28 protein-coding genes are annotated in these 25,181 nt (G+C 55.1%); 27 read left to right on the top strand and 1 reads right to left on the bottom strand.

The genetic code is table 11. The features are described from left to right. Window positions 1–99 precede the first annotated feature (99 nt). The 12 genes from K5554_RS09720 to K5554_RS09665 all read left to right on the top strand — a co-directional run bounded on the left by K5554_RS09720 (window position 100) and on the right by K5554_RS09665 (window position 13,567). Complete coding sequence (locus K5554_RS09720; RefSeq protein ID WP_221038290.1) at window positions 100–996, top strand: L-2-amino-thiazoline-4-carboxylic acid hydrolase; 897 nt, start codon at window positions 100–102, stop codon at window positions 994–996. Between the two features lie 228 nt (window positions 997–1,224). Further along, on the top strand, window positions 1,225–1,728 hold the full coding sequence (locus tag K5554_RS14730; protein WP_255565365.1) for a helix-turn-helix domain-containing protein: 504 nt from the start codon (window positions 1,225–1,227) through the stop codon (window positions 1,726–1,728). A 13-nt stretch (window positions 1,729–1,741) separates the two neighbouring features. After that, on the top strand, window positions 1,742–2,218 hold the full coding sequence (locus K5554_RS09710; protein WP_221038288.1) for a hypothetical protein: 477 nt from the start codon (window positions 1,742–1,744) through the stop codon (window positions 2,216–2,218). Then, on the top strand, window positions 2,193–2,387 hold the full coding sequence (locus K5554_RS09705; RefSeq protein ID WP_221038287.1) for a hypothetical protein: 195 nt from the start codon (window positions 2,193–2,195) through the stop codon (window positions 2,385–2,387). Before K5554_RS09710 ends, K5554_RS09705 begins: the two co-directional genes overlap by 26 nt. 205 nt (window positions 2,388–2,592) lie before the next feature. Next, window positions 2,593–4,182 (top strand): amidohydrolase family protein, encoded by a 1,590-nt coding sequence (locus K5554_RS09700; RefSeq protein WP_221038286.1) that lies wholly within the window; start codon window positions 2,593–2,595, stop codon window positions 4,180–4,182. Window positions 4,183–4,886: 704 nt separating this feature from the next. Further along, on the top strand, window positions 4,887–6,635 hold the full coding sequence (locus tag K5554_RS09695; RefSeq protein ID WP_221038285.1) for an amidohydrolase family protein: 1,749 nt from the start codon (window positions 4,887–4,889) through the stop codon (window positions 6,633–6,635). Window positions 6,636–7,021: 386 nt separating this feature from the next. Next, complete coding sequence (locus K5554_RS09690; RefSeq protein WP_221038284.1) at window positions 7,022–8,695, top strand: OPT family oligopeptide transporter; 1,674 nt, start codon at window positions 7,022–7,024, stop codon at window positions 8,693–8,695. A gap of 179 nt (window positions 8,696–8,874) precedes the next feature. Beyond that, window positions 8,875–9,768, top strand: coding sequence for a serine hydrolase (locus K5554_RS09685; RefSeq protein WP_221038283.1), 894 nt, complete (start codon window positions 8,875–8,877; stop codon window positions 9,766–9,768). Between the two features lie 1,270 nt (window positions 9,769–11,038). Further along, window positions 11,039–11,389: a nucleotidyltransferase domain-containing protein gene (locus K5554_RS09680; protein WP_221038282.1), complete on the top strand. Its 351-nt coding sequence runs from the start codon at window positions 11,039–11,041 to the stop codon at window positions 11,387–11,389. Continuing rightward, window positions 11,370–11,765 carry a HEPN domain-containing protein gene (locus K5554_RS09675; RefSeq protein ID WP_221038281.1) on the top strand — a complete coding sequence of 132 codons (396 nt, stop codon included), beginning with the start codon at window positions 11,370–11,372 and terminating at the stop codon, window positions 11,763–11,765. Before K5554_RS09680 ends, K5554_RS09675 begins: the two co-directional genes overlap by 20 nt. A gap of 159 nt (window positions 11,766–11,924) precedes the next feature. Further along, complete coding sequence (locus K5554_RS09670; protein WP_221038280.1) at window positions 11,925–12,080, top strand: hypothetical protein; 156 nt, start codon at window positions 11,925–11,927, stop codon at window positions 12,078–12,080. Beyond that, a complete protein-coding gene (locus K5554_RS09665) occupies window positions 12,053–13,567 on the top strand; it encodes a recombinase family protein (protein WP_221038279.1) in 1,515 nt (504 codons plus the stop codon). The genes K5554_RS09670 and K5554_RS09665 overlap by 28 nt, the downstream gene beginning before the upstream one ends. On the opposite strand, the gene K5554_RS09660 is transcribed toward K5554_RS09665, so the two are convergent. Continuing rightward, on the bottom strand, window positions 13,515–13,868 hold the full coding sequence (locus K5554_RS09660) for a sigma-70 family RNA polymerase sigma factor (RefSeq protein WP_370636871.1): 354 nt from the start codon (window positions 13,866–13,868) through the stop codon (window positions 13,515–13,517). The genes K5554_RS09665 and K5554_RS09660 overlap by 53 nt on opposite strands. Before the next feature lie 199 nt (window positions 13,869–14,067). On the opposite strand from K5554_RS09660, the gene K5554_RS09655 reads away from it, so the two are divergent. The 15 genes from K5554_RS09655 (at window position 14,068) to K5554_RS09585 (ending at window position 25,180) form a co-directional block, all read left to right on the top strand. After that, on the top strand, window positions 14,068–14,622 hold the full coding sequence (locus K5554_RS09655; RefSeq protein ID WP_221038277.1) for a YqeG family HAD IIIA-type phosphatase: 555 nt from the start codon (window positions 14,068–14,070) through the stop codon (window positions 14,620–14,622). An 84-nt stretch (window positions 14,623–14,706) separates the two neighbouring features. Next, complete coding sequence (locus K5554_RS09650; RefSeq protein WP_221038276.1) at window positions 14,707–15,261, top strand: shikimate kinase; 555 nt, start codon at window positions 14,707–14,709, stop codon at window positions 15,259–15,261. Continuing rightward, entirely contained in the window at window positions 15,252–16,628 is a 1,377-nt protein-coding gene (locus tag K5554_RS09645) for a TldD/PmbA family protein (protein WP_255565364.1), read from the top strand. The genes K5554_RS09650 and K5554_RS09645 overlap by 10 nt, the downstream gene beginning before the upstream one ends. Window positions 16,629–16,642: 14 nt before the next feature. Continuing rightward, a complete protein-coding gene (locus K5554_RS09640) occupies window positions 16,643–17,980 on the top strand; it encodes a TldD/PmbA family protein (RefSeq protein ID WP_255565363.1) in 1,338 nt (445 codons plus the stop codon). A gap of 22 nt (window positions 17,981–18,002) precedes the next feature. Next, window positions 18,003–18,470, top strand: a complete 468-nt coding sequence (gene aroQ, locus K5554_RS09635; RefSeq protein ID WP_221038274.1) for a type II 3-dehydroquinate dehydratase — start codon at window positions 18,003–18,005, stop codon at window positions 18,468–18,470. Beyond that, a complete protein-coding gene (locus K5554_RS09630) occupies window positions 18,455–19,519 on the top strand; it encodes a Xaa-Pro peptidase family protein (protein WP_255565362.1) in 1,065 nt (354 codons plus the stop codon). The genes aroQ and K5554_RS09630 overlap by 16 nt, the downstream gene beginning before the upstream one ends. Window positions 19,520–19,568: 49 nt before the next feature. Beyond that, window positions 19,569–20,126, top strand: coding sequence for an elongation factor P (gene efp, locus K5554_RS09625; RefSeq protein WP_221038273.1), 558 nt, complete (start codon window positions 19,569–19,571; stop codon window positions 20,124–20,126). A 23-nt stretch (window positions 20,127–20,149) separates the two neighbouring features. After that, window positions 20,150–20,608 carry a CD1247 N-terminal domain-containing protein gene (locus K5554_RS09620; RefSeq protein WP_221038272.1) on the top strand — a complete coding sequence of 153 codons (459 nt, stop codon included), beginning with the start codon at window positions 20,150–20,152 and terminating at the stop codon, window positions 20,606–20,608. A gap of 102 nt (window positions 20,609–20,710) precedes the next feature. Further along, window positions 20,711–21,766: a stage III sporulation protein AA gene (spoIIIAA, locus tag K5554_RS09615; RefSeq protein WP_255565361.1), complete on the top strand. Its 1,056-nt coding sequence runs from the start codon at window positions 20,711–20,713 to the stop codon at window positions 21,764–21,766. Further along, a complete protein-coding gene (locus tag K5554_RS09610; protein WP_221038270.1) occupies window positions 21,693–22,208 on the top strand; it encodes a stage III sporulation protein AB in 516 nt (171 codons plus the stop codon). Before spoIIIAA ends, K5554_RS09610 begins: the two co-directional genes overlap by 74 nt. Window positions 22,209–22,228: 20 nt before the next feature. After that, window positions 22,229–22,423, top strand: a complete 195-nt coding sequence (gene spoIIIAC / locus K5554_RS09605; RefSeq protein ID WP_221038269.1) for a stage III sporulation protein AC — start codon at window positions 22,229–22,231, stop codon at window positions 22,421–22,423. 22 nt (window positions 22,424–22,445) lie between these two features. Then, the gene (gene spoIIIAD / locus K5554_RS09600) at window positions 22,446–22,832 is read left to right on the top strand and encodes a stage III sporulation protein AD (RefSeq protein ID WP_221038268.1); all 387 of its coding nucleotides are present in this window, start codon (window positions 22,446–22,448) and stop codon (window positions 22,830–22,832) included. Between the two features lie 10 nt (window positions 22,833–22,842). Continuing rightward, complete coding sequence (gene spoIIIAE / locus K5554_RS09595) at window positions 22,843–23,997, top strand: stage III sporulation protein AE (protein WP_221038267.1); 1,155 nt, start codon at window positions 22,843–22,845, stop codon at window positions 23,995–23,997. Between the two features lie 10 nt (window positions 23,998–24,007). Further along, entirely contained in the window at window positions 24,008–24,547 is a 540-nt protein-coding gene (gene spoIIIAF, locus K5554_RS09590; RefSeq protein ID WP_221038266.1) for a stage III sporulation protein AF, read from the top strand. Between the two features lie 3 nt (window positions 24,548–24,550). Further along, window positions 24,551–25,180 (top strand): hypothetical protein, encoded by a 630-nt coding sequence (locus tag K5554_RS09585; RefSeq protein WP_221038265.1) that lies wholly within the window; start codon window positions 24,551–24,553, stop codon window positions 25,178–25,180. Window position 25,181: the final 1 nt, after the last annotated feature.

The raw sequence follows: 25,181 nt of genomic DNA, 5'->3' as shown, positions 1-25,181 counted from the left end.
AATTACGCCAAGAAGTAACCGGTTAGGACCTACGGTAGTTTGGGGACAAGCCAGCGTACACAAGCCCGATAATTCAGACCAACAAGGAGTGTGTGAGGCGTGGATTACTGTGAGGCTCTACGCACGATGAACTATCAAGACATCTGGTCAAAGCTATACTATCACCTGGCCAGAGGGTTGGTAGGAGAATACGCCCTGGATGGAGAGATAGTACTACGTAAAGCTATCAGGGATTATGGGATTATTAGAGGAAAAGCCTTAAGGGAGAAGCATTGTAGAGCTGGGTTAAAGCTCAATCTATATAACTTGTTCACCTACTACGACCTACCTAACGACCCCAGGTTCAGAAGGAACAAGATAAGTCTAACTCCGCAGCAGAGACTTTCGGAGACACTTGTGTGTCCGATAGCCGACCTCTGGAGTCAGATGGATGGAGGAAAGAGCCTGGGGCGGATCTACTGCGAGGAATTCCACCATGCCATGTTTCAAGCATATGCTCCCAGAGCGCAGGTGAACCTGTCACAGACCTTGACACAAGATGGGGATGACCACTGTAGGTTCTCGGTTTATTTGAGGCCAGCTAACATGGACGAGGAAGAAAGGAGGGCTTCGTTTGCAGAAGGTGATGACGCGAACTTGTCATCACACCGTCACGATTACCTTGTGCCCGACCACCGAAGTGGTTTTGGGGCGCTGTGCGCTAGACTGTACTACTCTGTCTTCAATGCTACCCGAGGGCGGTTTGGTCAGCCTGGCGTCGAGATGTTGAAAAGGGCGACTAAGGAATTCGCCGACGATGTGTTCGCATTCCTGAGAGAGAAGGCTTCCAGTTTAGGACAGACGCTGGACGCACAGTTCGTGCGCGACAACTGCCCCATAGATTCTCTGGAAAGTGGTCAGCTAGCGGGAGTATGGGAGGATTTCGCTGACCGGGAACCAGAAACAGTGTTCATCAGCCAGTTCGTTAAGGTGCTGGACGAATTGGTAGCTCATTAACATAGAGAACAGTAATTGAGGAATGTTTGTCTGTTGCGGGGTTAGTGAGCAATCACCAGCACAATCGTCCGTTTCCTGATAGTTGCATTCCTAACCGCCTGCCTAAATCGCCACCGCGGCGCACTTCCCCTGGGTCAAGCTCGGAGTGCCCCTGGTGGCAGGTACATATGTCATAACGCGGGCGTTCCTGAGCAAGAACGAAGCGTATGAGTTCTGTACACGATAAAAGTGAACCAAAAAGGACCGCAGTTGCGTTGTCAACGCCAGCGTATCAGATACCTGTTTGCAGTTCAAGGCCTGTCGCAGCGGGCCATAGCTCGGGAGCTGGGGATCTCCCGCAACACAGTGCGCAAGTACTGCGCTGGGGCTCAACTTCCGGTCCCCAAGCCGCGCAGGCGCACCAGGCCGGTGATCACCGATGAAGTCAAGGAGTGGATTCAAGGCTACCTGGAGGAGGATGAGCAAACGAGCCAGTCCGCGGAGCCACCAAACAGCGGCACACCGCATGGCGCATCTACGAATGCCTGCGTGCAGAGCACGCCTTCTCCGGCAGCTATGAAGCAGTGGCGCGCTTGGTACGAGAGCTCCGGCCCGAAGGGAAGGAGGTCTTCATCCCGCTGGCCTGGGATCCCGGGGATGCCATGCGGGCCGATTGGGGACAAGCCGTCGTCTCGTCTTCTTGGCCGGGAAACCGGTCAAAGTTCACTTCTTCTGCGCCCGGCTTTGCCATAGCGGTCTGCCGTTTGTGGCCCCTGCATCCCGCTGCGGGTTCCAGCTCCTCGAAGCACACTACGCCTTCACTAGTGAGTTCTGCAATCCAGGCCAGGGCCACGAGAAAGGCCTGGTCGAAGGGCTTGTAGGCTGGGTGCGGCGCAATATCCTGACCCCCGTCCCGCACGCGGACGACTGGGAACAGCTGAACGACCTGCTCTGGCAGCGGTGCCAGGATTATCGTCAGCACACCCCAGGAGGGCGCAGACAAACAGTCGCAGCCGCCTACGAACAAGAGCGTCCCTGCCTTCTGCCCCTGCCTGCCAAGCCCTCGGAAACCTGCCGGGTGCAGACCTGCCGCGTACGGCCGGAAGCTCTGGTCCGGCTGGACAACAACCACTACAGTGTTCCGAGCCGCTGGGTTGGCCAGTGGGTGACGGTGAAGGCCTATCCCTTCCGCGTGGAGGTCTGGGCGCGGGGGAAAGGTGGCCCAGCACCGGCGCTCCTTTGAAGCGGGGCGGACTCTCTACAACTTGAGCCACTACATCGCCGTGCTGGAGCGCAAACCGCGGGCGGCCGGCCAGGCCAAGCCCGTACGGGAAACCGTGGCCGCCCGCATTCAAGCTGTACGCGCGCGCCTGGCCCAGGGGCCGGTACCTTTGCATGGACTCCCTCTTTAGAAAGGTCTTGTAGGTGTTGTGAACGAGACGATCCAGGATGGCGTCGGTAACAGTTGGATCGGCCGTTGGGCGTGCCAGTCCTTGATAGGAAGGAGTACCAACATGTTTGAGCCCTCCAGCAGGATTTCCCTGCCGGCCAGCGAATACGGTTATCGAGGAATCCTCACCGGGGGCCTGACTTTATTATTTGAGGGGAGGATTTTGTGTGTCATTGAACCTAGTCATTAAGAACGGCAAGGTCGTTGATGGTTCTGGAAACCCTTGGTTCGAGGCAGATGTAGGTATCGCAGATGGTAAGATTGTTCAGGTGGGCCAAAACATTGACGCTGGCTGTGCCGCCAACGTCATTGATGCGTCAGGACTAATGGTGTCTCCGGGTTTCATAGACATGCACGGTCATGATGACTGCGTGCCTTTTTACGATCCATTCAACAAGCCGAAACTCCTTCAGGGCGTCACGACGGTGGTCTCGGGTAATTGCGGTACAAGTCCCTTTCCGGTAAATTTTGCCACCACCAACATACTGAAAAGATATCTTTCGACACTAGTTAATAAGGTTGAATTCGACTGGAACACATTCGGTCAGTTTATACAAAGGCTTTCTTCAATTGCGTTGGGAATCAATTTCGCCTATTTGGTGGGACACGGTAGCATCAGAATTGCCGTAATGGGTATGGAGAATAGGGAGCCGGCGCCAGCTGAATTAGAAAAAATGAAAGACCTGCTGGCTCAATGCTTGGCCGAAGGTGCCTACGGGTTCTCAACAGGTCTGATTTATCCCCCAGGTGTTTTCGCCACCACACGAGAAATCATCGAGTTAGGCAAGGTCGTGGCGGAATACAGTGGAATCTATGTAACCCATATGCGGGATGAGGGCGATAGAATCCTCGAGGCCATGGACGAAGCATTTCGTGTGGGTAAAGAAGCGGGCATTCCTGTCCACATCTCCCACCACAAAGTGGCAGGGATAAGGAATTGGGGTAGGTCGGCGGAAACCCTGAGAAAAATCGAACAGGCTCGGGAAGACGGGCTCGATGTAACCGCTGATGCTTACCCGTACACTGCTGGAAGCTCGTTCTTGGCCGCCTTACTTCCGCCTTGGGTTCATGATGGCGGCGAAGAGAAGCTTATTGAAAGGCTGAAGAGCAAAGAACAACGCGTAGAGATCAGGCAATTCATTGAAGAGAGGACCGACTGGCAAAACTTCATGAAGCAGGTGAAGGGATGGGATAGCGTCCTCATAACCCACACTGCTAAGAACAAAGAGCTTGAGGGGAAAACCCTACTTGAGGTAGCAGAAGAATTAGGCAAAGACCCATTTGAGACTCTCTTCGATATCGTGGCAGAAGAAGGCTATCAAGCCTTCATGGTCATCTTCATGATGGATGAGCAGGATGTGGAAAGAATCATCAGCCACCCCTATGTTTGCATTGGGACCGACGGAACCAGCGATACGGGGGCCGGCCTACCCCATCCTCGTGAATATGCTACTTTTCCCCGGGTGCTCGGAACATACGTCAGGGAAAGACGACTGATGACCGTAGAAGAAGCAGTCCGGAAGATGACCTCTCTGCCGGCCCAAAGATGCGGGTTTAGCTCCAAGGGTTTGCTGCGCGAGGGTTTTGATGCTGACATTACTATCTTCAACCCCGTAACGGTTGCCGCTGATGCAACATACCAAAACCCGCGAACAGGCGTTAAAGGCATAGAATACGTGATTGTAGGTGGGACCGTAGCTGTATCCCAAGGTAAGCTTACCGGCACTAAGGCCGGAAAGGTGCTTTTACGCAGGTGATTGCTTTGTCCGTATGAAGTCCCCGAGGATAGCTCGCCGGCGGCTGTACCCACTTACCACGTCGACTACGGTAAGCGTGTACGCAAAGTGGCCGAGGGAAGAACCCCCGCTCTGTTCAACGGGGTCGACTTTGAGAGCCCTTGGGCAGCTTTCATCCCAGGCATAGCGGTCAATAGGCACGTCAGACTGAAGCGTAGCACCTGTTTTCTTGCGTGGTAAGGTGCATTTGGGCTTAAGGAAGCGCCACTTGGCCAGTCGCATGGCCAAAGTGGCGCGGCTAATCTGCGCTAGTTACTGCCGTGCCAAAGGAGTAAGACAAAGTTCTCCATCCCTCGGTTATATTTCGTCGTGAGTGAGCCAATACCCCGTCGGTTAGATTTTAGCTGAGTAATTGCGTCATATTGACATTGGGTTAAATATCATCTATAATGCTTTTCTTAGATACGGATCAGATATGGACATACTGAAAGGTAAAAGGAAACATGGGGGGCAGGGTTTCAACAATAATTGATGGAAAGGGTCTTCAGCAGTTATTGAGTTACTTTGGAAGAACTGAAAAGATGAAAACTTGGTAAGGGATGCGTGGAGAATATGTAATTGTAAGCGGTAAGATAGCATTTAAGAAATAAATATGCGGTGGAAATAGCTGGGGTATGGTGATAAGGATAAGCTAAAGTTTAGAGATTATAAAAGGGGAGATTCTTGTGGCGGCGGAACTAGATATTGTTGTTAAAAAGGGTAAATTAGTTGACGGTACAGGCAGGGACATGTACAACGCAGACATAGGTATCAAGGATGAGAGAATAGTAAAGATAGGTAACCTTGATGATTATGATGCCAAGAAGATAATTGACGCTGCAGGGTTGATAGTATCCCCTGGGTTTATTGACATACATTCTCATGGAGATGTTACAATTCTTCTATACCCCAGAGCAGAAAGCGCTGTCAGGCAGGGTATAACAACGTTAGTAGGGGGTAACTGCGGCATATCCCCTGCTCCCATAAAGGATTATTGGCTTATGCAGTTCTGTGAGTTTGACTTCTGGGATGAGGTACAGCCTTACATATTCTATGAGGACCCTATTCAACCTATAGATAAAGTGAGGAAAGCAGTAAAGAAGAACTTTAATGTAGATGTAGACTGGAGTACCTTAGGTGAGTTTTTAGACAGGGTAGAGGCAAAGGGTAGCTCTGTAAACCTTGTACCTTTGGTAGGGCATGGTCAAATAAGGACTCAGGTAATGGGCAAGAACAGCAGTAGGGAAGCTACACCTGAAGAAATAGACAAAATGAAAGAGTACGTGAAAGAGGCAATGGAAAGCGGGGCCTTTGGCATATCCACCGGACTGGACTATGTACCTGGTGCATATGCCAATACGAACGAGATAATAGAACTGTGTAAACTTGTCAAAGAATATGGTGGTATATATACGACCCACTGGCGAAGAACAGGTGTAAGGAAGGGCACACCCAAAAGACCTAAGAAGATAAAGGGTATAGAAGAGGCTATAGAGATTGGTAAAAAAGCAGACATAAAGGTTCAGGTATCTCACCTTGTTTCAGGCTATGAGATATACCCTAATCCGCCTGCAGAACTGGACAGAGCATCGGCCTATGCCACCCTATCTTTTATAGACGAGGCAATAAAGAATGGTGTAGACATAGCTTTTGATGTTATACCTAACACAGGAGGTGGAATAGGTACTGTTCCCTATGTTATAACTTACCTCTTCCCATGGTTAAAACAGGCGGGGTCTGTTGAGCAGTTTGTGAAGAATCTAAAGGCAGCAGACTTTAGGGCACACCTTAAAGAGTATATAGTGGACGGTAAATGGTACTCCATAAATCCCAGGATAAATCCTGAGTGGGACATGGCCATAACCATACTAGAATGCAGTGTAAAATACTATGAAGGTAAGAAGCTGGGTGATATAGCAAGGGCTAAGGAAAAGGACTCCCTGGATATACTGTTTGATTTGCTTATCGAAGATCCTTATGTAAAGGCTAAAAGTGAGTTTATAAGCGATGAAAGTGTTAAGGTATTATTGAAACACCCTAGATCCATGGTATGTACAGATGCTTTTGTATTTGATGACAAGGGAATATGGGGGATAAACACGGAGATACCGAGACTCCTTCCTCATCCCAATACGTACTGTGCCTTCCCGAGGTACATCCTTAACTATGGGGAAGACAGGATAGAGGACAGTATAAAGAGACTAACCAGCTTCCCTGCTCAGCGGCTCGGGTTAAAGAACAGGGGAGTATTACAGGAAGGTGCTTATGCAGACATAGTTATATTTGATAGGAAAGGTTTAACGACAAATGAGGACTACAGAGACCCACGAAACTATCCTGATGGAATAAAGTACGTGATAGTAAACGGCGTGGTAGTGGTAGACGAGGGCAGCCATACAGGTGAACTCTGTGGTAAAGTGTTGCGCTTGAAATAACAAAGGCATCTTCAATGGAGAGCTTCTATGAGGAACGTACTCCAGTTGAGTAGCATAGATGAGGACCTTCGTCAGCGTCATGCTTGGGTAAAGGCGGGTAACCTGTCAGTTCCTTCTTCTAGTATTTTTCAATTTTGCTGATGTCGACATTGTCTACCACATTGGTGATGAAGTAGACAAGATGGTGATCCTTCGGCAACCGCTCCTTAAGGAAAGGGGGTAGGAAAAAACGTCTGCCCAGGTTGGTATTTAGATATGGTTTTCATCTCACTTAATAATTCAGCGTCGACTCAGCAAATCCTTACGCTAGGTTCAGACAAGCTCTTAGCACATTCGGAAGAGCACTGGTTTTTTGCAACTTAAAACTTAAATAGGGGGATAACATCATGCAAGAGCAGCAAAAAGATAAGAAAGCAACACCGGAGATGACATTAAGGAGTGTAATATGTAGCATTATCTTAGCAGGTGTATTAGGGGTTCTAAATATCTACAGTGGAGCATTAACCGGCGTTTATTGGAATGGGTCCATTGTTGCAGCTGTGCTGGCATATGCTATATTTTCTTTGAGTAAGAATAAACCTACCATTTTAGAAGCTAATATGATACAAACCATTGCATCTGCTGGTGGTGCAGCACCAGTAGGAATATTTAATGCGTATGCAGCCGGTATCCTGCTTGGCATGACATTTAATTTCAACACGGCTGTTATAGTACTCACTTTAGGTGCATTTATGGGAGTACTTTATGTTGTGCTGTTCAGGAGAGTTTTAATTGTAGAAGAAGGACTACCCTTCCCAGGAGGCATAGCATGTGCAGAAACCCTCAAAGTGTGTGATTCCAGCAGTGACGAGGCAAAGAAAAGAGCCAAGCTATTAGCCTTAACCGGTATTATTGCGACTGCAGTTGTACTTTTAAGAGATCAACTCCACTTTATCCCGTTCTATGTAGATCTTACCAAGCATTTGCCTGAAGGATTTGTGCTTAATATAGCTATATATCCTATGATGATAGCAATAGGATATATAATAGGTGTAAGACCTGCTATTATGTTCTTTATTGGTGGCGCTGTTATGTGGTGGGTTATGGGTCCGATAGGATTTAGGATGGGTACTTTTGCTAATCCACAGGTTGACCCATCAGGGCTTAAGAATTGGGTAACTTCTCCAGCAGTAGGTCTTATATTTGGTGGTTCGTTGATGCCTATGATACTTAAATATAAAACCTTAATAAATGCCTTTAGAACACTGGTAAATATGGAAGAAGTTAAAAAACAGGATGATATTCCGCTTACATCCGTTGTCTGGGGCGGAGCAATCATTGGACTTCTAACATGTATGTATTACTTTGCAGCCTTTCGTATTCCAGTATATATAATGATTATATCCTTTGTAATCATATTCGTGGCTATATTTGTGCTCACAAGATGCATGGGTGAGACAGGATTAAACCCTGGTACACTTATTGGATGGGCAACTCTTGGTATTATTGCATTTTTAGGCTTGAAAAACCCTATAAACATATTATTAGTGGGTGCGTTTATGATGACTGCATCAGGACTTGCGACCGATATCATGACGGACTTAAAAACTGGATATCTTGTTGGTGCAAGCCCGAGAAAGCAAATAGTGGGTGAGTTTATTGGTATACTTCCCGGTGTGCTTGCTGGAGTATTTGCATCGTATATAATAATAACCGCCCACGGCCTGGGAAGTCCACAGGCACCATTCCCCATGGCCTTTGCATGGAAAGGTGTGGCTGAAGCACTTTCTGGTGGTAAAAGTATCATAGAGGCAATTCCCTTGTTAGTTGCTGCAGTAATTGGTGCAGTATCCACCTTCTTTGGACTACCTGGACTAACCGCTGGTATAGCAATGTTTCTGCCAATAGGCACCAGCATAGCTATATTGCTTGGTGGTCTCTGGAGATTATTCGTACAGAAGAAATACGGTAAAGAAGGAGAAGAAAGACATATATCAACTGCCTCAGGATTTATGGTAGGTGAAGGATTTGCTGCTTTTATAATAAGTATTATAGTATTCTTAAAAGCAATCGGGGCATAGAACAGTAGGTAGGTATTGCCTAATTACAGATTTTGCCCTTCTGTATACAAATGGTCTCACTCTCTTTGAGCAGTCACCAGTTCTCTCAGCTACACGAGACGTTAAGAGTTAGAGTCCAGAGACCAATCCAAGTTTTCTGTGACAAATTCTAATATATGATACTGGGAGGATGTTTAAAAATGCAAGCGATAAATGCGTTGTTTGAAATAGCAATTAGAGAGTTTAATGGAGAAATCGGTATTGGATTTAAGAATTTGAAAACAGGCGAAGAATATTTATACAATGGCAACAGGAGATTTATTGCGGCTAGTACCTTTAAGGTGCCAGTACTTGTAGAGTTTTACAATCAAGTTCTAAACGGAAAACTAAATCCCAATGACGAGTACGTAATGAAAGAAGAGGATATAATATTCGGTTCAGGCGTAATTAAGGAGTTGAAACCAGGATTATCCCTATCACTTAGAGAGTATGCTACGTTAATGATGATAGTAAGTGACAACACCGCAACTGACATAATAGTTAATGTAGTTGGTAAGGATAATGTGAATAAGACTATGGAAGAACTAGGACTTACAAACACAAAGGTTAAAATGACATGTAAAGAGCTTTTGTATGATGCAATAGGTATTAAACCTACCGATGATGAAAAAACCATGAAGGAAAAGCTAAGCAAACTTGAGATGGACTATACAGCTAAGTGTTTCATAGACTTCGAAGACAACAATGTTACATCTCCTGCCGATATGTTGAAAATATTGGATATGGTTTACAATCATAAGGTACTCGACGATGCTGGATGTGATGCTATAATAGATATAATGAGAAGATGTCAGACTAACGAGCGAATACCCAGATATCTGCCTAACGGTACTAGAGTAGCTCACAAAACAGGAACGATAGGTGGAATTGCCAACGATGTTGGTATTGTGTTTACAGATAAGGGTGATTACATTCTGGTAGTCTATACGAGTGGTCCTGTAAGCGAATACGCTTTCCCATTTGACGGGTTTGACTTCATAGCAAAACTCAGTAGAAAAGTATATGACCATGTAGTAGCTGATGGGTGTTACTAATATAACCGGTAACCCTAACTGCTTTTCGGCGTTGGCCCCAAGTTGTTTAAGGTAGGAGGCTATGGCTCCGCGTGAGGGAAGTGCTACCTGCTCTGCAGGTGCCATATACTCCAGGATCTGGATAATGCGGGCACTTCCTGTTGCCTCCCGGCACCCTGCCGTAGGCCAAATCCAGGGCGTTCTGGGACACCCGCCAGCAGGCCGTATCTTGTTGTGTATCTCGCGGTCGGTCAGCTGCATCGTGCGGTATCAAGATTTCACGGGCAAGCTTGTCGGCCTTGCGGTTCAACAACCAGTGCGATCGGCGGTGAAACCCGAGGTGACCCAAGAACACGTAGGCGACCTCGTGCGCCAGCGTCTAGCGCTTGCGAACCATGGGATAGTTCTCGTTGATGCCTATTAACACCAGGGTTTCATTGTCGCCCGGAGCAACAGTGACAAACCCGTCAACGCTATTGATGTCGTCTACGTACGCTATGATCCTGACCGGAGTCCCGGCTACCGTTACGCGCAAATTGGGTGCGATATAGGTCAATCGGTATAGGAGGGTAGCGCGCCGGAAGTGGGATTCTTGAGGTTGACGCATAGTTCGTGGTTACTCAAACTTGAATCTTGATCCTTCTTTCCCGGACGCCGGCTTATGCGCCGGCGTTTTTTTAAGTTCACCAGTTCGCTCGGAGTTTCGTTCGTCCAGGGCGTTTCCCATCGCTTCGTAGTCCCGGCGCATAATGGTAATTATGTCATTGACCCACCGCCCGCGACAGGTCCTGAATCTTGTGGAACAGGATCGTGCCGCGCATGCGGTCCGTTCGCCCACGACACACTGCAGCGGCCGTCAAAGTCACAGTAGAGCTGCTGCCGGCCTATCCGCATCTGGCCAGGCACAGGGACGATATCCTGGTCGCGTTGCTGCTCCACGACACGTTGAAGCGCGGCTGGCCGGATGCTGGCCGCACGGTGTCCGAGCACCCGTTTCTGCCGCGCAGGTACTACCGGGAGTTTGCTCTGATCATCGGGCAAAGGATGTACGACCGGATCATGCGGCTCGCCACATGGGCATCTGGACGCCGGGGAAGAAGACCCCAAGGCCGCAGATCTGGAGCCGCATGAGCCCGGCGGAATTCGTGCACCTGTGCGACTATATTGCGAGTCGAAAAGGGCTGAAAACAGTATTCTCTAGCCACCAACAATTCGTAAAGTCATAGCTGTTGCCAGGATCTTGCAACTTCTCCTGGTGCGGGATACAATGGACTGGAAAGGAGTGAATTTTATGGGCGTCAAGAGCTCAAACAGGCGCCAACAAGATCAAGTGCTTCAAATGATCGTAGAACGCATCGTCAAGGTAGCCGATCCCGAAAAAGTGATCCTGTTTGGCTCTCGCGCTCACGGTTCACCAACTGAGGAGAGCGACTACGACTTCTTTGTTTTGAAAAGCGGTGTCCCAAACCGACTCCACTTGGCGCAACAAATATACCTCAACTTGCTGGACCTTCCCGCAGACGCCAGTGTAGATGTGATAGTGGAAACACCCGAAACGGCCTTTAGGCATCAGGAAAACCAAGCTTACATCTATAGGGAAGCCCTAAAGGGGCGGACGGTCTATGAGCGACGGCCGTCTTAGCGAAGCCCAAAAGTGGCTCAAGAAAGCGAAAAGCAGCCTTGCAAAAGCTAAAGTTGGCTTGTTGTTCCCCGAGATTTTGTACGAAGATCTTTGCTTCGATGCTCAGCAGGCTGCTGAAAAAGCATTAAAAGCCCTTTTTGTTTTCCAGGGGTGGCCGGTTCCCAGATCGCACGATCTAGCTCGATTGCTGCGGAAGTTGGCACGCCACTACAGCTTGCCCGCCCAAGTGCAAGAAGCAGCAATACTGACGATATATGCGGTCACGACTCGTTATCCTGGAACCTGGGAAACGGTCACGGAAGAAGATTGGCAGCGAGCGGTGGGGGCGGCGGAAGCAACTGTGAACTGGGCAGAGGGAATTATATCAAGAGAGTAGAGTAGGGCCGCCCGTTCAGGCGGCCTTTCACATAGCCCTTCCCAATACGGGAAGGGCACTTTTTTCTTGCCGGCCTGTCAACAATTCCCGTTTTCGGCCAGGCCGGGTTACGATTACCTGCCACATAGAGTTAGAAGAGCAAGGAAGGAGGAGGATAGTATGCAACCCACGGCCAAGAAAGCCACGCCAAAGCCCCAGTTTCAGGTCAAGGTAGTGTACGACGACCACGGTGATGGTCTTGACATGGCATACAAGATCCTGGCCAAGGAGGTGTTGAAAAGAGCTAAATGCGCGCGGCAGTCTATGCCCGGGTAAGCACCGAAGAGCAGGCCAGGCACGGTTACAGCCTGGCTGAACAGGAAGCGGCGTGCTCGGCCAGAGCGCGTGAACTCGGCGCGGACCAGATCGAGGTCTACGCCGACGAAGGGATTTCGGGCGGCATATTGGAGCGCCCGGCGTTGGAAAAACTGAGAGAGGCGGTCCGGGCCGGCGCAGTAGACCTTATCGTGGTGCGCGACCCCGACCGCCTTTCGCGTCGGCTGGCGCACCAGCTGCTTCTCACCGAGGAGTTTGAACGCTATGGCGTAAGGCTGGAGTTTATCGACTTCGAATGGAAGGACTCGCCCGAAGGGCGGCTCTTTTACAGCGTCCGGGGAGCGATTGCCGAGTTTGAGAAAGAAAAGATCCGCGAACGCATGACCCGGGGCAAGAACCAGAAGGCCCGGCAGGGCGGTATCCCCGTGTCCTTCGACTGTTACGGCTACCAGTATGATCCCGAAACCGGGCAGGTGTCCGTCTTGCCTGCCGAAGCCGAAGTAGTAAGAGAGATCTTCCGCCTTTTCGTCGAAGAAGACTGGGGAATCAACGGGATCGCCCGGCTTCTCAACGAGCAGGCAATCCCGACACGCCGGCGAAGAGGCAAGTGGCACCGGCAGGTAGTGAGGCAGATTCTCCTCAAAGGCAGCACGTACTCCGGGATATGGCAGTACGGCAAAATCGACTGGCGGACAGGCAAGAAACGCAACCCGAAAGACTGGATTCCGATTGCCGTCCCGGCTATTATCACGCCTCAAACCGCCGCGAAGGCTGCCGAAAAGCTCAAGGAAGCACGGCGCCTGTGGAACAACCGCGGTCAACATTCTTACCTTCTATCCGGCATAATCACCTGCTCCGACTGCGGCACATCGATGACCGGCGTGTGGGCCAAGAATTGGGGCGTTTCGTCCCGGTGTTACACCTGCCGGAAAAACTGGCAGGGAGCGAAGTCCTTCGGCTGCCGGCCATCCAAAATAATCAGCGCTGGGCCCCTGGAGGAGGCCGTCTGGGCGCAGGTCTGCTCCTGGCTCCGCGACCCTGACCGCCTGGCGAAAGAAGCGCTCGCCAACTCCCCGGAAACGCCGGACCTGGAACGGCAGCTCGAAGGGATAGAAAAGCAGCTGGCTGAAACGGACAGGGGGCGGGAGAACATTCTCACGACCCTTGCATCCGGGCTTTTCGAACTCGACGAGAAGACAACCGCGACGCTCGTCGAATTAAAGAAACGTCGTCAACACCTCGAAGCGAGAAAAAAAGAGATCAACAATGCATTGAAGAAAACGCCTTCCAGCATCGAAAGCCTGATGCTTATGGCTTTGGAAGTGCTCGGACACCTGGACGACCTGGACTTTAGACAGAAGCAGGCGATTGTCCGCAGCCTGGTGAAACAAGTCATGATAACCGGGAAGGGAAGAGACATGACCATAACAGTGGTCAGCCGCATTCCAGGTAGTGCCACAATTTCCATTTCCCGCCGCAACGTCTAGACTTCAAAATGTCATTTTCTATGCAGCGGGCGGCGTAGGTGGCCAGGCGGGTGCCCTGGCGCCGGTCGTAGGTGTTGATGGCTTTAATGAGGCCGATGGTGCCGATGGAAATAAGATCATCCACGTCTTCGCCGGTATTGTCGAACTTCTTGACGATATGGGCCACCAGCCGCAGGTTGCGCTCGACCAGGATGTTACGCGCCAGCTCGTCTCCCTGTTCCATGGCCCGGATGTAGCGTTCTTCTTCTTCTTCCGAAAGGGGTAGGGGAAAGGCGTTGCTGTTGGTTATGTAGGAAATCAAAAATAAAAACCCTGGCAAAAGGGAAATGACGGCAAGCACGGCCGGGAGCATAGGCTAAACACCTCCAGGTCCACATTTGCTCCTGTGAAATAATATGGATGTGGCTGTAGCGTTGTGCCTGTCTTCCGGCCGGTCACCTTGGCGTGTTGCTGCCATTCCTGCTATAATTAAGAAGTCAGTAGGCCCCGGGAGGATAAGTATGAGAGAAAATGCTTGGCTCCGCCTTTTTTGTCCCCATCTCTACCTGGCGTCGGTGCAGGCCTTACCCTTGGCCGACCTTAAGAGGCATGGCCTGCGCGGCCTGGTTTTTGACCTCGACAACACCCTGCTCAATTGGAACGTTTGCGATGTCAGCCCCCAAACCAAGTCCCTCTTTGACCGACTCAAGGCTGAAGGCTTCCGCTCGTGCCTGGTTTCCAACAACAAGAAAGACCGCGTGGAAGTGGTAGCGCGTGTGCTTGACGTACCGGCCATTTCCAAGGCCGGTAAACCACGGAGCCGCGCATTTCGGCAGGCGATGGCGGTGCTCGGCACCAGCGCCGCCGAAACGGCCGTGGTTGGTGACCAGCTCTTTACGGATATCCTGGGCGGCAACCGTCTCGGCCTTTTCACCATTTTAGTGGTGCCGCTCAGCCGCCGCGAGTTTGTCGGTACGCGTCTTATGCGCTGTCTCGAAAGATCGGTTCTGCGCCTGCTGGCACAGCGCGGCCTGCTACAAAATCCGGCAAACCCTTCCTCTTCCGGAAGGAATTAGACGAACCCGCGTAGAAGAGAAGGAATTCAGTGCGTGGCCTGGGGCACCAAAGAGTAGAATAGGGGCGGAAGGGACAGAATAAGCATGCCAAATAGAGCCAATCTATGTCTTATCGGTTTCATGGGCAGCGGCAAAACTACTGTGGGACAGCTCCTGGCGCAGAAGTTGGGCTGGAAGTTCTCCGATAGCGACCGGGAGGTCGAGCTGCTGACAGGTCTTACCATACCGGTGCTTTTTGCTTATTACGGTGAGCCCTATTTCCGCTTCCTGGAAACAGTGGTGCTGCGGGACCTTACGGCCCGGAGGGCACACGTGATCGCTACCGGCGGTGGCGCCGTCCTGACCCCGGCAAACCGCGAACTATTGAAAGGAAGCGGCCCGGTGATCTGGTTAAGAGCGAGCCCCGAGGAGATCTACGCTCGTACCCAAACGTCCCACGGGCGCCCGCTCCTCGAAACGGTCGCTCGCAGGGAGCGCATTGCGGAGCTTCTGGCCGCCCGCGAGGAAGCGTATGCGTCGCTGTGCGACTTTGCTCTTGACGTCGGAGCGCTCACGCCGGACGAAGTGGTCATGAGAATTCTAAGCTGGTTAAATGGCAGGAAGCGCGCGGGCAAGGAGGGGGTGACGGGTTGCTGCTGACAAAGGGTGATGTGGAGACCGTTTTAGGGGAGGCTCTGGCGGGTGGCGGCGATCTGGCGGAGGTGTTCGTGGAACGCCGGGTAACCAGTACCATCGCGTTGGAGGGACAACGCATTGAGCGAGCTAATTCCGGCCTGGACCAGGGCGCTGGCATCCGCCTTCTGGCGGATGAAAGCAGTATTTATGTGTTTACCAACGACCTGAGCCTGACCGGGCTTAAGGCGGCGGCGCAAGCCGCCAGCGCTGCCCTCAAGGAGAAAACGCCCGGCCGGAAAGTCATTCAGCTCCGCCCGGAATTAGCCGCCCGGCCGCTCGCTGTCACGCGGGGAGACCTGGCGGCCAAGGTGGCCGTTGTTTTTACGGCCGAGAAGGAAGCCAGGGCCGGCGGCGACGCCATTCGCCAGGTTATGGTCTCTTACGGCGACAGCGAGCAAGAGGTGCAGATTGCGAACTCTAAGGGTATGCTGGCAGCGGACAGGCGCTACCGCACCACCTTGGTGGTCAACGTGGTGGCCGGCGAGGGAAATGAAGTCCAGACAGGATACGAATCGTTGGGTGGAACGGCGGGGCTGGAACTGCTCACCTCCGACCGGGTACGGGAGCTGGGCGCCCGGGCCGCCCGGCGCGCGCTTCTCCTCCTTAAGGCCAGGCCGGCACCTGCGGGGCGCATGCCGGTGGTACTGGCGGGCGAAGCCGGCGGCACCATGATCCACGAAGCCTGTGGCCACGGCCTGGAAGCCGATATCGTCGGCAAAGAGATGTCGGTCTATGCCGGCAAGGTGGGGCAGCGGGTGGCCTCGGAACTGGTTACGGTGATCGACGACCCTACCCTTCCGGGTAAGTACGGCTCCTTCAGCTTTGACGACGAAGGCACCCCCGCCCAAAAAACGGTCCTCATTGAGAACGGCATCTTAAAGACCTACATGTATGACCTGGAGTGGGCGCGCCGGCACGGCAAAGACTCCACCGGGAACGGGCGCCGCCAGTCGTTTCATTTTCCTCCTATCCCGCGTATGACCAACACCTACCTGGCGGCAGGGGGCACGCCGCCCGAGGAAATTATCGCCCGCACCCCGCACGGCCTCTTGGTAAAACGCATGGGCGGCGGCCAGGTGAACCCGACCACCGGCGATTTTGTCTTTGATGTGGCCGAGGGCTACCTGATTGAGAACGGTAAAGTCACGGTGCCGGTGCGCGGGGCCACGCTCACCGGTAACGGGCCGCGGGCCCTGCAGGCGGTGGATTTGGTAGGCACCGACCTGGGGTTTGCCATCGGCACCTGCGGCAAAGACGGGCAGGGCGTACCGGTTGCGGACGCGCAACCGACCATTCGTATCCCTGAGCTTGTCGTGGGCGGGCTGTTATGAAAGAGGTGAGGTCTGTGGATCCGTGCGAGCTGGTGGAAACCGGTCTTAAACTCAGCCACCGAGCGGGGGCGGATGAGGCGGAGGCTTTTTTCCTGGAGCACTCCAGCCTGGCGATTGAAGTGCGCGGGGGAAAGCTTGAAACCCTGCGCCAGAGCAAGGAGCGCGGCATCGGCCTGCGTGTCCTGAAGGGCGGCAGCCTCGGCTACGCCTTTACCTCCGACCTCTCTTCCTCCGCCTTAACAGAGGCAGCGCAGGCAGCGGTGGCCAACGCGGCTTGTGTGACACCGGATGAAGCCCGGCTGTTCCCGGCCCCGGCGGACTGGGACCGAGCCCTCGCCCAGTACGATCCGGCCATCGCTGGAACCCCCATCGAGGCCAAAATCGACTTGGCCCTGGGTATCGAGCAGGCCGCCTTTGCGCACGATCGGCGCATAACCAAGTCGGAACGCGCGGCCTACGAGGAAGGTGAGTACCAGGTGGCGATAGCCAATTCCCACGGCCTCAAGGCCGGCTACCGCGGCAATTTCTGCGGCGGTTACGCCTGGGTGGTGGCCGAAGAAGCGGGGGACAGCGAGACAGGTTCCGGGCTTTTCTATACGACAAAACTGGGCGAACTGGATGCCGGCGCCATCGGGCGGGAAGCCGCGCACGAAGCGGTCCGGCTCTTGGGCGCCAAGCCCATACCCACGCAAAAGCTGGCCTTGGTGTTACCGCCACAGGCGGCCACGCAGTTTTTGGGCATTCTGGCGCCGGCCCTCACGGCTGAAGCCGTGCAAAAAAAGCGCTCCCTTTTTGCCGGTCGCCTGGGCGAACAGGTGGGCGCTGCGGCGGTGACCATCATCGACGATGGGACGCTGCCCGGCGGCATCAACACCTCACCCGTGGATGGGGAAGGAGTGCCGACGCAAAGGACCACGCTGGTGGCGCAAGGCCGGCTGGAAAACTTTTTGCATAACGCGTACACCGCTGCCAAGGAGGGGAAGCGCTCCACGGGAAATGGCACGCGCTCCTCTTTCAAGGGTGCGCCCGAAGTCGGCCCCACGAACATGTTCATCGCGCCCGGCCACGCGGCGCCGCAAGAACTCATCGCCGGTGTGGATAAGGGCCTCTACGTCCTTGACCTTATGGGGACGCATACCGCCAACCCCATCTCGGGAGATTTCTCGCTGGGAGCCACCGGGATCTTGATTGAACACGGACGGTTTACGCAGCCCGTACGCGGTGTGGTCATTGCAGGCAATGCCATCACTCTGCTCAAAGAGATTCAGGCCGCCGCCTCCGACCTGCGCTTTTACCTGGGCTTCGGTTCGCCTACGCTGGTTCTGGGACCGCTCACCGTGAGCGGCGCCTGAACTTCGGAAGGGAGAGGAGAAGATGGCGCTTGTACTGGTCCTCAATGGCCCCAATATGAACCTCCTCGGGCAGCGCGAACCGGCCATTTACGGGCGGGAGACGTGGGAGGAGATCGAGGCGGAGCTCCGGCGGGAAGCGGAGCGGCTCGGCTTTGAACTGGAGTGCCTGCAGTCCAACCACGAAGGTGAGCTTATCGATGCCTTGCAGGCAGCGCGGGAGCGGGTCGGCGGCGTGATCATCAACCCGGCCGCGCTGGGACATTACAGCATCGCCCTTCGGGACGCCTTGGCGCTGCTCGCCGTGCCCGTAATCGAGGTCCACCTGACGAACATCTACGCCCGCGAGGGCTTTCGGCACGGAACAGTGACGGCACCTGTGGTCACCGGCCAGATCACCGGTCTCGGCAGGCACGGCTACGTACTGGCTCTGCACGCGCTGAGGCTCATCTTGGCGCAGAGAAAGGAGCAGTCGGCGTGCTGGAGAGAGTAGAACGCTTACGGAGTGAGCTCGGCAGGCGGGCGCTCGCGGGGCTTATCGTCAGCCGGCCGGCCAACCGCCGCTACTTAAGCGGCTTTACCGGCTCCGCCGGCCTGCTGGTTGTTCTACCTGCCAAGGCTTACCTGTGTACCGATTTCCGCTACCTGGAGCAGGCCGCCGCAGAAGCCCCCGGCTGGGAAATCGTCAAGCTGGAGCGACCCTGGACCGAGACGCTCAAGCGGCTCCTCGACGGAGTGAAAGGGCCCGTAGGCTTTGAAGCTGATTACCTTACCTTTGCGCGCCACGCGGCGATGACGGGCGCTGTAGCAGGCGTGGAATTTACCCCCACGCAAGGGCTGGTGGAAGAGTTACGGGCCCAAAAGTGTGCCGACGAAATCGCCCGCCTGCGCCGGGCCATCCGAGTAACCGACGAAGGCGCCGCCTTTCTGCGTTCTTTGCTCCAACCCGGCCGCCGTGAAAAAGAGGTGGCCTTGGAACTTGAGTTCTTCCTCCGTCGCCGGGGCGCCACCGGGCCCTCCTTCCCTTACATCGTCGCCTCCGGGCCACGTTCGTCGCTGCCCCACGGCGAACCAACCGAGCGTAAGCTCTGCCCCGGTGACCTGGTGACGGTGGACTTCGGCATCGTCCTGGAGGGTTATTGTTCCGATCTCACGCGCACCTTTGTGTTGGGGACACCCACCCCGGAGCAACGCTTCCTGTACGACCTTGTCTTGGCGGCGCAGGAAAAAGCGCTGGCGGTGGCCGGCCCGGGCGTCCCGGCGGCCGAGGTGGATGCCGCCGCCCGCAACGTGATCGCCGAAGCGGGCTACGGTGATTACTTCGGCCACGCCCTGGGCCACGGCGTCGGCCTAGAGATCCACGAGGAGCCACATCTCTCACCCACCGCCACGGGGAAACTCGCCCCTGGCATGGTGGTCACCGTGGAACCCGGCGTCTATCTGCCCGGTACGGGGGGCGTACGGACGGAAGATGTGATCCTCATCACGGAAACGGGCCGGGAAGTGCTTTCCCAGGCGCCCAAGCATTCATTCTTTCTGTGATACCAGGGCTTTGAGGAAATAGCATTCTTCTTGCGAGGGAGGAATAAGCATGATTTCAACCAATGATTTTCGCACCGGTCTTACCATCGAACTCGAAGGTGAAGTGTACTCGGTGGTGGACTTTCAGCACGTCAAGCCCGGTAAGGGGTCGGCCTTCGTCCGGTCCAAGCTGAAAAACGTCCGCACCGGTGCCGTCATCGAACGCACCTTCCGGGCCGGCGAAAAAGTGGAGACGGCCCACATCGACCGGCGCCAGATGCAGTACCTTTATGCAGCAGGGGCCAGTTACACCTTTATGGACACCGAAACCTTTGAACAGCTGACTTTGAGCGAAGAACAACTGGGCGAAAACCTTAAGTTCCTGAAAGAAAACATGCTGATCACCATCTTAATGTACGAAGGTAGCATCCTCGGCATTGAACTGCCCAATTTTGTGGACCTTCAGGTGGTAGAGACGGCCCCCGGTATTCGCGGCGACACTGTATCCGGCGCCACGAAACCGGCCAAACTGGAAACCGGTGCCACCGTACAGGTGCCGCTGTTTATCGAAGAAGGCGACGTGATCCGCATCGACACGCGCACCGGGCAGTACCTGACGCGTGCGTAAAGAACGTAGAGGAGGCAAAGAGTGTGGGTAATTTGCGGGAACGAGTGTCCTACCTTAAAGGGCTGGCGGAAGGGCTGGCGCTCGAGGCCGAGAGCCGCGAGGGGAAACTCTTGTCTCAGGTCATTACGGTGCTGGGCGAAGTGGCGGGTGAACTGGAAAGGGTCCAGCAGGCCCAGCAGGACTTGGAAGAGTACGTCAGTGCCATCGACGAAAGCGTAGGTGAACTGGAAGAGGATTACTACGGGAGCGAACCGGAGGAAGCAGAGGAAGACGACGAAGCAGAGGAAGAAGGCGAAGAGGGCTACATCGAGGTCGAGTGCCCCAAGTGCCACGAAAAAGTGTACTTCGAGGAAGACATGCTGGACGATAACGTGGTCACGGAAATCACCTGCCCCCAGTGCGGGGAAGTTGTTTTCAGCACCGACAGCGAAACAGATGAAGCGGAAGAAGGGCCTGCGCCGGTGGGTGCCACCGAAGACTAGACGGGATCGGAAGCAGCGAGACCTGCAACGCCAAGTTGCAGGTCTTTTTATTGCCCGTCCGCATAGAATTTGGTAGTAGGACAACATGGGGGTGAAATGAAGGTGGGCCCGGGGAAGGCGGCCGCTACAGTACTGGAAAGCGAGATCCTTCCTTATTTGGCTTTCGTACTGCGGGAGCCACTCCGGCGTTTGCCGGCTGAACTCAAGGAGAACGTCATTGAAATTAGGTTGCGCCTGGGGCGCGAGGTGATGCTGGTGACGGCGGACGGCGACTTGGTCCTCCCGGGCGTTTCCCGCCTCGATCAGGCCGCCATGGAGCAAACGCTCCTGTTCCTTACCCAATCGTCCCTTTACGCCCGGGAAGAGGAACTGCGCCAGGGCTTTATCACCCTGCCCGGCGGGCACAGGGTGGGGATAGTCGGGAAAGCGCTGCTCGAACAGGGCCGCATCCGCACCCTGAAACACATCAGCGGGCTGAACGTCCGCCTAGCCAGGCAGGTACAGGGCGCTGCCGATGCCGTCTTGCCGTATTTAGTGGAAAAAGGAACCTTCCTCAGCACGCTCATCGTTTCCCCGCCCGGAGCCGGGAAGACAACCCTACTACGGGATCTGGTCCGGCAAATCAGCACCGGTGTACCTGCCTTGGGGCTCAAGGGGTACAAGGTGGGGGTTGTGGACGAACGCTCTGAGCTGGCGGCTTCTTTCCAGGGTGAACCACAAAACGATGTCGGGCCGCGCACGGACGTGCTGGACGGGGCAGGGAAGGCGGAAGGGATTACGCTGCTTTTGCGTTCCATGTCACCCCAGGTGATCGCCACCGATGAAGTCGGTTCGGCCGCTGATATTGCGGCTTTGGAGCAGGCGCTGGTGAGCGGCGTGCGCCTCATTGCCACCGCCCACGGGGAGGGCCTGGCCGATTTGAAGCAGCGCCCCTACCTGCAGGAACTCATTGAACGCCAGCTTTTTGCCCGTATCGTCTGCTTAGGCTTTTCCCGCGGCCCCGGCACTGTGGAAGAGATCCGCACCGCCCGGGGGCTGAAGCTTTTAGGCCCGCGCAGCTCAGTGGAGGGGAGGGAAGCGGCCGATGGTCGTGCGCTTGTTGGGAGCCCTGCTGGTACTATTTGCCACGGGGAGCACCGGCTACACCATCGCGCGTAGCTTGGGCGAGCGCGTCGCGCTCCTCGCCCAGATCGAAAGCTTGCTCCAGTACTTGATCACGGAAATCGATTACGGGCTGACCCCCTTTCCCCAGGCTTTGGAGCGCTCCGGCCGGAGTTTAGGCCCGGCCATAACCGGATTTTGCTCCCGCATCCTGAGTGACCTGGAAGAAGGAAAACCCCTCAGACTGGCTTGGGAACAGGGGGTGGCCGCGCTGGTGGCGCTCACGCCGCTACAGCCCCAAGATGGGGAGCCGCTGCTCGTCCTGGGGCCGGTTTTAGGGCTCTCCGACCGCCAGGACCAGTTGCGGCACCTTAAGCTCGCCTGGGAGCACCTGCACTATGCGCAGCGCGAGGCCGAGCTCGAGGCCCAGAAAAAACAAAAACTCTGGCGTTACACGGGGCTTCTGTCCGGCCTGGTGATTGTTTTGCTCCTGATATAGCGAGAGGAGGCAGATAACGAATGGACGTCAGTCTCATCTTTCAAATCGCCGGCATAGCCCTTGTCATATCCGTCATCAACATTGTCCTCACGCAGGCCGGCCGCCAGGAGCAGGCCCACATTTTAAACATCGTCGGGGTGGTCATCGTCCTCCTGCTCATTATCCCCATTATCAGCCAGTTTTTGACCACCGTGCGCACAGTCTTCAGGCTCTGAGCAAAAACCGGGTGGTGGAAGTGTGGAAATCATCTCGCTCATAGGGATTGCGATCATAGCCACCCTGCTTGCGCTTCTCATCCGCCGCGACCGGCCCGAGCTAGCGTTACTCCTGGCGCTCACCGCGGCCGCTCTTATCTTCCTCTTCGCCGTCACCAGGTTGGCCGGGGTAATCAGCGTGTTGGAAGGGCTGGCGCAACGGACCGGCATCAACCGCCAGTACTTTTCCCTCCTCCTTAAGATCATCGCCATCGCCTACATCGCAGAGTTCGGTGCCCAGGTCTGCCGTGATGCCGGCCAGGAAGCGGTGGCGGGAGCGGTAGAAGTGGCCGGCAAGATTCTCGTCCTCGTCCTTTCGGTGCCGATTCTCATCGCCGTTTTCGATCTCACGTTGAAACTTCTGCCTTGAGGTGAAAAGAGTGAAGAAGCAGGCGGTTGTTGTTTTCATCCTCCTGGTGGTGATCTTTCTTGTCGCACCAGCACGCGCCCAGCCGGCAAGCGACCTCAGCCCGCCCGAGGTGGATCTTTCCGTTTTAGAAGAAGCTACCCGTAATCTGGAAAGGGAGCTGGGCGGGTTGGCACCGGAGCTCAACCTGGGCAGGCTCTTGGCTCAGGTACACCACCCGGACGGGCTTAATTGGCAGGGTTTCGTTGCGGCCGTCCTGCGCTACTTTTTTCAGGAGGTTGTGGCCAGTTCCACCCTCTTGGGGCAGCTTCTTTTGCTGGTGGTTCTGGCGGCCATCCTGGCAGCCGTTGAACAGGGGTTTAAAGCGGGCGGGGTGGCACGGGTCGCCAAGGCGTTACTCTTTGTCGCCATCATGGGTTTTGCCATCCAGAGCTTCAACATCGCCTTGGGTACGGGGCGGACGGCCGTCACCAACATGGTCACTTTCATGCAGGCCCTGCTGCCGGTCCTTTTCACCCTGCTGGTGGCCACCGGTGCGGTAACCACGGCGGCCGTCTTCCATCCCCTGCTCCTGGCGACCATTGCCATCCTGGGAACACTCACTCAGGATGTGATTTTTCCGCTCCTTTACCTGGCGGCAGTACTGCACCTGGTTACCTACCTGGTTCCGGAAATGAACGTAGGGCGCCTGGCGTCTTTGCTGCAAGGCATCTGCGCCGCCCTGCTCGGCCTGGCTCTCTGCGTCTTCGTCGGGGTTAGCACTGTGCAGGGCGCGGCGGCGCACGTGGCCGACGGGGTATCCATCCGCAGCGCCAAGTTCCTGGCCGGTTCTTTCGTTCCGGTGGTGGGTAAACTGTTCGCCGATGCCTTGGAGGCGGTTGTGGGCTATACGGTGGCACTTCGCACCGCCGTTAACGCCGTGGCGATTCTCCTCGTCTTGTTGATCTGCGCTTTTCCACTGCTCAAGATCCTGGCCCTTATCTTCGTCTACAAGCTGGCCGCTGCTCTCGCCGAGCCGATCGCCGACGCGCGGGTGGCGAAGTGTCTGGGCGACCTGGGCAACAGCATGGCCTTTGTCTTCGCCACCGCAGGCGTTGTGGCTCTGTTCTTTTTCCTGGCGTTGACCATTATCTTAGGCGTAGGTAATCTGGCCGCCTTGGTAAGGTAGGTGGAGGAGCATGGCCTGGCTGCAGGAGTGGATCCGCGCCATCTTGGTGCTGGTTCTTTTTGCCGGCTTTCTGGAACTGCTGCTTCCTTCCGGTACAATGAAGCGCTTCGTGCAGGTGGTGGTGGGTCTCTTTGTCTTGGCCACCATTCTAGGACCGCTCAGCCTCTTGACGAGCCGGTTGCAGCAAGAGCCCAAGTTGGAGCTGCCTGCGATTGCCCCCGGCGCCACCGACCGCATTTTAAGCGACGGCAAGCGCCTGGCCGCGCAGCAGCAGGCCCGGGTTCTGGATGAGTACCGGCATAATGTTGCCCGCCAGGTAGCCTCCCTGCTGGAGCTAGGCGGAGAAGGCAAAGTGGTGGCGGTCAAGGTTGAGGTAGAGGAGGGGGTGGACAAACCCACGTTCGGAGAGCTGCGCTCGCTCACAGTTAGGCTGGAGGTTCCTCCTGAGAAAACGCCTAGGAGCGTCGGGGAACTTGAGCGCCTCGTGGCCGATTTCTACGGGCTGCCGGCTACGGATGTCGAGGTCCAAATCATGCGCAAAGGAGGATGAGAGATGTTGCCCGAGAGCAAGAACAATTGGAGCCGGCCCGGGCCGGCGGGGTACAAGGTAAAATGGCTCAACCTTGACCGCGCCACCCTCATAAAACTCAGCCTGCTGGCCGGTTTGGGGCTGGTGCTTCTCGTAACCGGCCGCCTGATCAAAAGCCCGGCCACCCGCCCGGCTCCGGCAGAAAGCGGCGGCGAAAGCTATCCGACCGGCACGGCCGTTCCCGTCACCGGTGCCGGTTACCAAAAAAACCTTGAGGCCCAGCTGGCTGCGACCCTGTCCCAGATTGCCGGCGCCGGCCAGGTGATCGTCCAGGTCAGCCTGGAAGGCGGCGGCAGCGTAAGCTATGCCACCAACTCCCAACAGGAAGTCCGCAGCACCGAAGAAAAGGATCCCGCCGGAACCACGCGCACCTCGCAGGAGACGCGCAACGAAGCCCAGGTGGTGATGGCCCGGGCCGGGGGAGAAGAACGGCCGGTGGTAGCGGGCGAGACCCTCCCGGCTGTCCGCGGGGTTTTGGTGGTGGCCAGCGGGGCGCGCGATCCTGGAGTGAAAGAGCAGCTGGCGCAGGCGGTGCAAGTGCTGCTCGGCCTGCCGGCACACAAGGTCATGGTTTTGGAAAAGGAGGGAGCATAAA

The organism is Gelria sp. Kuro-4 (assembly GCF_019668485.1).
Taxonomy (GTDB): Bacteria; Bacillota; DTU030; order DUMP01; family DUMP01; genus DUMP01.
Note: the sequence above shows the minus strand (reverse complement) of the source record. Positions and strands in the feature narration are given on the sequence as shown.